Raw genomic sequence first — 6,859 nt, forward strand, 5'->3', positions numbered from 1 at the left:
AAAAATGATGAATGACGAAAATTTTTACAATAACGAAAGCATTCGGGAAGAGTGGCATCAAAACCTTTCTCAGGATGACCCTCACAGCTCCGGCATCCAGTTTGCCCGGCGGGTAAGACTGGCGCGCATGGTGGGGCTGGGGGCGATGTTTTTCCCCATCTCGGGCGTTCTGGTAACCCATTCTCTTTCTGGCGGCTGGTGGCTACTGCTGGTTGGCTGGGCCTTTGTCTGGCCGCATCTTGCCTGGCAACTGGCCTGCCGTGCCTCCGACCCGTTTAACCGTGAAATGTATAACCTGAAGGTCGATGCCATCATCGCAGGGGTATGGATTGGCCTGATGGGCGTGAACGCACTGCCCACGGCGGCGTTGGTCATGATGATCGGCATGAACATGATGGGCTCTGGCGGCTGCCGCTTGTTCCTTGCGGGGGTGGCAATGACCGTATTGACGGCGCTGGCCACGCTGGAAGTCACCGGTCTTGTGATCACCTTTGCCCCTCAGCCACTGGAATGGTGGCTGACGCTCCCCATTTTGGTGCTTTACCCCATGCTTTTTGCCTGGGTTAGCCATCGCACGGCAATCCGACTGGCCGAACATAAGAGGCGACTGGAGCTGATGAGTACCCGTGATGGCATGACCGGCGTGTTTAACCGTCGCCACTGGGAAACGCTGCTGCGTAACGAATTTGAACATTGCCGTCGAAGCCAGCGCACCGCGACAATCTTGCTCATCGATATCGATCACTTTAAGAGCGTTAATGACACCTGGGGGCATGATGTGGGGGATGAGGCAATTATCGCTATCACACGTCAGCTGCAATTGACGCTGCGCGCAGGTGATTATATCGGCCGTTTTGGCGGCGATGAGTTCGCGGTGATCATGTCGGGTACGACGTCTGAGAGCGCCATTGCGGCCATGTCCCGGGTGCATGAGTGTTTGACCAAATTATCATTACGCGGCGCGCCTGCCGCGCGGTTGCGAATCAGCGTCGGGGTCGCGCCCTGGGGGCCGCAGTTTGGGCACTATCGTGAATGGCTGAAAGCGGCGGACGTCGCCTTGTATAAAGCGAAAAATGCCGGACGCGGGCGCACCGAAGTGGCGGCCTGACGCCCGGCAAGCTTTATCAGGACTTACTGAGTTTCTCTGATTTTTCCATGCATTTTGCCATCGCTTCGATGACGGCAGCACGGAACCCGCGCTCTTCGAGCACACGCACAGCTTCAATCGTTGTGCCGCCAGGTGAGCACACCATATCTTTCAGCTCACCCGGATGTTTCCCTGTTTCGAGTACCATTTTGGCTGAGCCCATCACGGCCTGAGCGGCAAATTTGTAAGCCTGAGCGCGCGGCATCCCGCCCAGCACGGCTGCATCTGCCATCGCTTCGATAAACATAAAGACGTACGCAGGCGCAGAACCACTTACACCCACAACCGGGTGGATCATCGCCTCGGAAATCACTTCTGCTTCACCGAAGCAGCGGAAAATATTCAGCACATCAGCGGTATCTTCCGTGGTGACCAGGGCGTTCGGGGTGACCGATGTCATACCGGCGTTAACCAGCGATGGGGTATTTGGCATGGCGCGTACAATTTTACGGTCGTGACCCAGGGCACGGGCCAGCTGGTCCAGAGTGACGCCCGCGGCAATCGACACCACCAGGGTATCTTTATTCAGGCTGGAGGTGATCTCGCTCAGGACTTTTATCATGATGTTCGGCTTAACGGCGCCAAAGACGATATCAGCCACCTGGGCGACTTCCTGCGCGCTTTCAGCGGCATTGATGCCGTACTCATCACGCAGGGCGGCGACTTTATCCGGTGATGGGGTATAGACCCAGATCTGCCCTGGCAACACCTGACCGCTGGCGATCAGACCGCCAAGGATCGCTTTGCCCATGTTGCCGCAGCCGATAAAACCGATTTTCTTCTCCATCATGCCTCTCCGTTCTTATGCGTTGTTGTTTATGATCGATAGCGTTGCGTTATAGCTTAACAACGAAAAGCAGGGGACAATAGTCGGCAATGTCATTATGAGGAGACAATATGGCGATTTGGGTTGATGCGGACGCCTGTCCGAACGTGATCAAAGAGATCTTATTCCGTGCCGCCGATCGCGTGCAGATGTCGTTAACGCTGGTGGCAAACCAGAATATTCGCGTGCCGCCATCCCGGTTCATTCGCGCCATGCGCGTGCCTGCCGGGTTTGATGTGGCAGATAATGAGATTGTGCGTTTGTGCAGCCCGGGCGACCTGGTGATCACCGCGGATATCCCGCTGGCCGCTGAAGTGCTGGAGAAAGGCGCGGCGGCGCTCAATCCGCGTGGTGAACGCTACTCGCCGGCAACCATTCGGGAAAAGCTGACGATGCGCGATTTTATGGATACCCTGCGAGCCAGTGGCGTGCAGACCGGCGGGCCGGACAGTTTGTCCCAGCGCGACCGTCAGCAGTTTGCCGCGGAGCTGGATAAATGGCTGCTGGAAGTGAAGCGCCGCACCGCGTAATGATAACCATTGTCAATTTGTGGTACAGTGTGGCATCCACAGGGTTGTCATCACGTACCGCTTTGCAGTAAAGTTAACGCAACATCTTCTGCAATCATTTCTTTACAGTCTTCAGCCATCCGGCATCAAGGGGAACACCGTTTTATGACCCAACCCATCTTTTTAGTTGGCCCCCGTGGCTGTGGGAAATCCACCGTTGGTCTTGAACTGTCGCGCGTGTGCCACAGTCAGTTTGTCGACACCGACCACTGGTTACAGACCCATGCCGGACAAAGCATTGCGGAGATTGTCGAGCAGGAAGGCTGGGCCAGTTTTCGTGCACGCGAAACTGCAACGCTTGAAGCGGTGACGGCGCCTTCAACGGTGATTGCAACGGGAGGCGGCATTATTCTGGCGGAATATAATCGTCAGTTTATGCGCGAAAAAGGGATTGTGATTTATCTTTGCGCGCCCGTTTCTACTCTGGTTGGGCGCCTGGAGGCGTTTCCGGAAGAGGGGCAGCGTCCTACCCTGACCGGCAAACCGATAAGCGAAGAGGTGAGCGAAGTGCTGGCGGAACGCGACGCGTTATACCGTGAGACGGCGCATCATGTTGTCGATGCCTCTTTATCCCCTGAACAGGTTGTCAATTCAATCGTGACAGCGCTGCGTCTGGCGTGTGCCAGTTAGCGGGCGACTATACTTATAGTTCACTCCCCTGACTTACGGATGAACTATGCCAAACCGACCTCCTTATCCTCGTCTCGCACGCGTTGTTACCGTTGAAAAAGGTCATCCGGGGCATACCGTGACCTGGTTTCAACTGCGTGCCGATTACCCCAATGCAGATTCGTTAATCAGTGAGCACGAGACGGAGCAAGAAGCGCTGGATGCCAAGCAGCGCTACGAAGATCCCGAAAAATCCTGAATAAAATCTCAAACTGCACATTACCGTGCCCGAATCACACTTTTCACTCATCGGAAATGTTAAGCAGAGGTTAAAGTTAAGTTATTACAGACGGATTCATAATGGCCAGTAGATCTTTACATTTCAGCGTAAGGATCTACTGCTACGCTTGGTGCTGTTTTGTTGAAAAAACGAACTGTGCAGCGAAGTGAGTCTGTACCTGTGTGGCCGCTGTGGTAGTAATGGAAGGCAAACAAAATGAAGGCGACGTTGGCGATCCTCACCATTGGTGTGGTGCCTGTAAGCGAAGTATTACCGCTCTTAACTGAGCATGTCTCTGAACAACAAATCACCCATCTTAGTCTGTTGGGTAAGATGAGTCGGGAAGAGGTCATGGAAGACTACGCTGTTGAAGAGGGAGAGGATCTCCTGCCGACGTTATTAAGTGACGGTAAACTGGCGAATGTGTCACGTCAGAAAATCGAGCGCTCGCTTCAGGGTGTCATCGAAGTGCTCGATAATCAGGGTTATGACGTTATTTTACTGATGAGTACGGCTCCGATTAAGGGGCTTGTCGCGCGTAATGCCATATTGCTGGAACCCATGCGGATTATTCCGCCGCTGGTGGCCTCGATTGTTGACGGTCATCAGGTAGGGGTTATTGTCCCCATTGAGGAGCTGCTGGAAAACCAGGAGGCGAAATGGAGCGCGCTTGAACGAACGCCGTTGTATGCTCTGGCAAACCCCATTACGGATAGCGAGGCAAAACTGATCGCGTCCGGGCAGGCGTTGCTTGATAAAGGGGCGGATGTCCTGATCCTGGACTGTCTCGGTTTTCATCAGCATCACCGGGATCTTCTGCAAAAAGCCCTTGATGTACCGGTGCTGTTATCTAACGTACTGATGGCGCGTCTGGCATCAGAGCTGCTGGCGTAATGATTTTGCGTGACAGGCTATGAGCATGGCCCCTATAGTGGATTTTTATCGATAAATATAAGGGCCAGTTCATGCTTCAAAGTAACGAATACTTTTCCGGTAAAGTGAAATCCATTGGTTTTACCAGCAGCAGCACTGGCCGCGCCAGTGTTGGCGTAATGGCTGAAGGGGAATATACCTTTGGCACGGCTGAAGCCGAAGAGATGACAGTGGTCAGCGGTGCGCTGAATGTATTACTGCCAGGTGAAACAGAGTGGAAAGTGTTTGCCGCAGGACAAGTATTCAACGTCCCTGGCCACAGCGAATTCCATTTGCAGGTTGCTGAGCCTACCTCTTATCTGTGTCGCTACCTGAAATGATTTTTTTCCCTCTCCCCTTTGGGGAGAGGGTTAGGGTGAGGGGAGATTACCTCTGCGCTTCTCCGCCGAGGCCTTCCACCAGACTCTGAATTAACGCTGCCAGCTCACCGGTCATCAGGATAAAGTCCGCGTCAAAACGCTGAGCGTAATCTTCCCGGTCGATATCTTCGTTCTGATCGCGCAGTTCATCGCAGAATTTCAGACGCTTCACGGAGCCGTCATCGCACATGACAAACTGAATGCGCTGCTGCCAGTCGAGCGCCAGCTTGGTCACCAGCTTGCCTGCTTCGATGTGGACCGCGATTTCATCGCATACCAGATCCTGTTTTTTCGCACGGATCACGCCGCCATCTTCGAGGATCGCTTTTAATTCTGCTTCATCAAGCAGCTGGAATCCCTGTGGCGCCGCGCCGCTACGCACCCATTCGGTCAGCGTCAGCTCGATAGGGTTTTCCATCGCCAGAGGAACCACCGGCAGGGAGCCCAGACTCTTACGCAGCAGGGCCAGCGTATCTTCTGCTTTTTTGGCGCTGGCGCAGTCAACCATGATCAGCCCGTTTACGGTGTCGATCCACATCATCGTCTGGCTAAAACGGCTAAAAGCGCGCGGCAGCAGAGAGTGCAGCACTTCGTCTTTCAGTGAATCTTTTTCGGTTTTTTTCAGCTTGCGGCCCTGTTCGGCTTCCAGCTTGAAGATCTTCGCTTCGAGCGCCTGCTTCACCACCGGTGAGGGCAGGATCTTCTCTTCTTTACGCGCGCAGACAATGATTTGACCCGTGCTGCTGGCGTGGGTCAGCGCATCACTTTGTGAACCCATCGGAGGAACCCAACCGGTTTTTGCCATATCCTGGCTACCGCAAGGGGTGAAGGTGTAAGCGGCTAACTGTTTTTCCATCTCTTCAGCACGCAGCGAAACGTCGCGGCTAAGACGGTAAACCATCAAATTTTTGAACCACAGCATGATAATTTCCACGGCCTTGTCGTTAAATCAGCGGGCATGATAACGAATTGTCGCAGTGCTTGCATTGCTAATCGGGTAACCGGCTTCTACTCTGTTGATAATCAAAATAATGAGGAGTGTCTTGTGCGTATTGGGATTGATTTGGGCGGCACCAAAACCGAAGTCATCGCGCTGAGCGAGCAGGGGGAGCAATTGTTTCGCCACCGTCTGCCTACGCCACGTGATGACTATCACCAGACCATCGAGACGATCGCGCATCTGGTCGCCATGGCAGAGCAGGCGACAGGGCAAACCGGTACAGTGGGAATGGGCATTCCCGGCTCGATTTCGCCGTACACCGGCGTGGTGAAAAACGCTAACTCCACCTGGCTCAACGGCCAGCCTTTTGATAAAGATTTGAGCGTGCGCCTTAACCGCGAAGTGCGTCTGGCGAATGATGCCAACTGCCTGGCGGTTTCGGAGGCCATCGATGGGGCGGCCGCAGGTGCGCAAACGGTGTTTGCGGTGATTATCGGAACAGGGTGTGGCGCAGGCGTGGCTTTTAATGGCCGTTCCCACATTGGCGGTAACGGTACGGCAGGCGAATGGGGGCATAATCCTCTGCCCTGGATGGACGAAGACGAGCTGAAATATCGCGCTGAAGTGCCGTGCTACTGCGGCAAACAAGGGTGCATCGAGACGTTTATCTCCGGCACCGGTTTTGCGAAAGACTATCATCGCCTCAGTGGGCAGCCGCTGAAGGGCAACGAGATCATGCGCCTGGTTGAGGAGCACGATCCTGTGGCGGAACTGGCTCTGAGCCGCTACGAAATGCGACTGGCGAAATCACTGGCGCATGTTGTGAATATTCTCGACCCCGATGTGATTGTCCTGGGGGGAGGAATGAGCAATGTTGATCGTCTGTATGCCACGGTGCCTGGTCTGGTGAAACAGTGGGTGTTCGGTGGCGAGTGTGAAACCCCGATCCGCAAAGCGGTGCACGGGGATTCCAGCGGTGTGCGCGGCGCCGCATGGTTGTGGCCGCAGTAAAAGCAAAACAGCAACGTACGTTGCTGTTTTTAGTGTTTGCACCCTCTCCCCGTGGGCTGAGGGATCACCAGTAATGTTTGTCTTTATTCAGCGATGACATTACGCCATTGAAATAAAAGACTACTAGCGACGCCATGGTCCGGCTGAAAATCGCCGAAGCGTTTCCTGTAGGCCGGGGCGAGGCT

Annotated in this window: 9 protein-coding genes; 7 read left to right on the forward strand and 2 right to left on the reverse strand. The window is 54.4% G+C overall.

Annotated features, from left to right (window positions below; genetic code table 11):
- Positions 1-4: 4 nt before the first annotated feature.
- Positions 5-1,108, forward strand: coding sequence for a diguanylate cyclase AdrA (adrA, locus tag M987_RS10375; protein WP_014069078.1), 1,104 nt, complete (start codon positions 5-7; stop codon positions 1,106-1,108).
- A 16-nt stretch (positions 1,109-1,124) separates the two neighbouring features.
- On the opposite strand, the gene proC is transcribed toward adrA, so the two are convergent.
- Positions 1,125-1,934, reverse strand: coding sequence for a pyrroline-5-carboxylate reductase (gene proC, locus M987_RS10380; protein ID WP_014069079.1), 810 nt, complete (start codon positions 1,932-1,934; stop codon positions 1,125-1,127).
- A 110-nt stretch (positions 1,935-2,044) separates the two neighbouring features.
- Between proC and M987_RS10385 the strand changes: the two genes are divergently transcribed.
- From M987_RS10385 to ppnP, 5 genes are all read left to right on the forward strand, one after another.
- Positions 2,045-2,503, forward strand: a complete 459-nt coding sequence (locus tag M987_RS10385) for a YaiI/YqxD family protein (protein WP_014069080.1) — start codon at positions 2,045-2,047, stop codon at positions 2,501-2,503.
- A 144-nt stretch (positions 2,504-2,647) separates the two neighbouring features.
- Positions 2,648-3,172, forward strand: a complete 525-nt coding sequence (gene aroL, locus M987_RS10390) for a shikimate kinase AroL (RefSeq protein ID WP_014069081.1) — start codon at positions 2,648-2,650, stop codon at positions 3,170-3,172.
- A 46-nt stretch (positions 3,173-3,218) separates the two neighbouring features.
- A complete protein-coding gene (locus M987_RS10395; RefSeq protein WP_014069082.1) occupies positions 3,219-3,410 on the forward strand; it encodes a YaiA family protein in 192 nt (63 codons plus the stop codon).
- 237 nt (positions 3,411-3,647) lie between these two features.
- Positions 3,648-4,325 (forward strand): AroM family protein, encoded by a 678-nt coding sequence (locus M987_RS10400; RefSeq protein WP_014069083.1) that lies wholly within the window; start codon positions 3,648-3,650, stop codon positions 4,323-4,325.
- 71 nt (positions 4,326-4,396) lie between these two features.
- On the forward strand, positions 4,397-4,684 hold the full coding sequence (ppnP, locus tag M987_RS10405; RefSeq protein WP_006176849.1) for a pyrimidine/purine nucleoside phosphorylase: 288 nt from the start codon (positions 4,397-4,399) through the stop codon (positions 4,682-4,684).
- 46 nt (positions 4,685-4,730) lie between these two features.
- On the opposite strand, the gene rdgC is transcribed toward ppnP, so the two are convergent.
- Positions 4,731-5,645 (reverse strand): recombination-associated protein RdgC, encoded by a 915-nt coding sequence (gene rdgC / locus M987_RS10410; RefSeq protein ID WP_014069084.1) that lies wholly within the window; start codon positions 5,643-5,645, stop codon positions 4,731-4,733.
- A gap of 123 nt (positions 5,646-5,768) precedes the next feature.
- Between rdgC and mak the strand changes: the two genes are divergently transcribed.
- Positions 5,769-6,674, forward strand: a complete 906-nt coding sequence (mak, locus tag M987_RS10415; protein ID WP_041162002.1) for a fructokinase — start codon at positions 5,769-5,771, stop codon at positions 6,672-6,674.
- The last annotated feature ends 185 nt before the right edge of the window (positions 6,675-6,859 follow it).

Origin of the sequence: Enterobacter soli ATCC BAA-2102, assembly GCF_001654845.1 — a bacterium.
GTDB lineage: Bacteria > Pseudomonadota > Gammaproteobacteria > Enterobacterales > Enterobacteriaceae > Enterobacter > Enterobacter soli.

What these genes read in the sequence shown, in the direction of transcription:
- aroL (WP_014069081.1), top strand. Translation starts at nt 2,648, where the DNA reads ATGACCCAACCCATCTTTTTAGTTGGCCCCCGTGGCTGTGGGAAATCC.
- adrA (WP_014069078.1), top strand. Translation starts at nt 5, where the DNA reads ATGATGAATGACGAAAATTTTTACAATAACGAAAGCATTCGGGAAGAG.
- rdgC (WP_014069084.1), bottom strand. Translation starts at nt 5,645, where the DNA reads ATGCTGTGGTTCAAAAATTTGATGGTTTACCGTCTTAGCCGCGACGTT.
- M987_RS10385 (WP_014069080.1), top strand. Translation starts at nt 2,045, where the DNA reads ATGGCGATTTGGGTTGATGCGGACGCCTGTCCGAACGTGATCAAAGAG.
- M987_RS10395 (WP_014069082.1), top strand. Translation starts at nt 3,219, where the DNA reads ATGCCAAACCGACCTCCTTATCCTCGTCTCGCACGCGTTGTTACCGTT.
- proC (WP_014069079.1), bottom strand. Translation starts at nt 1,934, where the DNA reads ATGGAGAAGAAAATCGGTTTTATCGGCTGCGGCAACATGGGCAAAGCG.
- M987_RS10400 (WP_014069083.1), top strand. Translation starts at nt 3,648, where the DNA reads ATGAAGGCGACGTTGGCGATCCTCACCATTGGTGTGGTGCCTGTAAGC.
- ppnP (WP_006176849.1), top strand. Translation starts at nt 4,397, where the DNA reads ATGCTTCAAAGTAACGAATACTTTTCCGGTAAAGTGAAATCCATTGGT.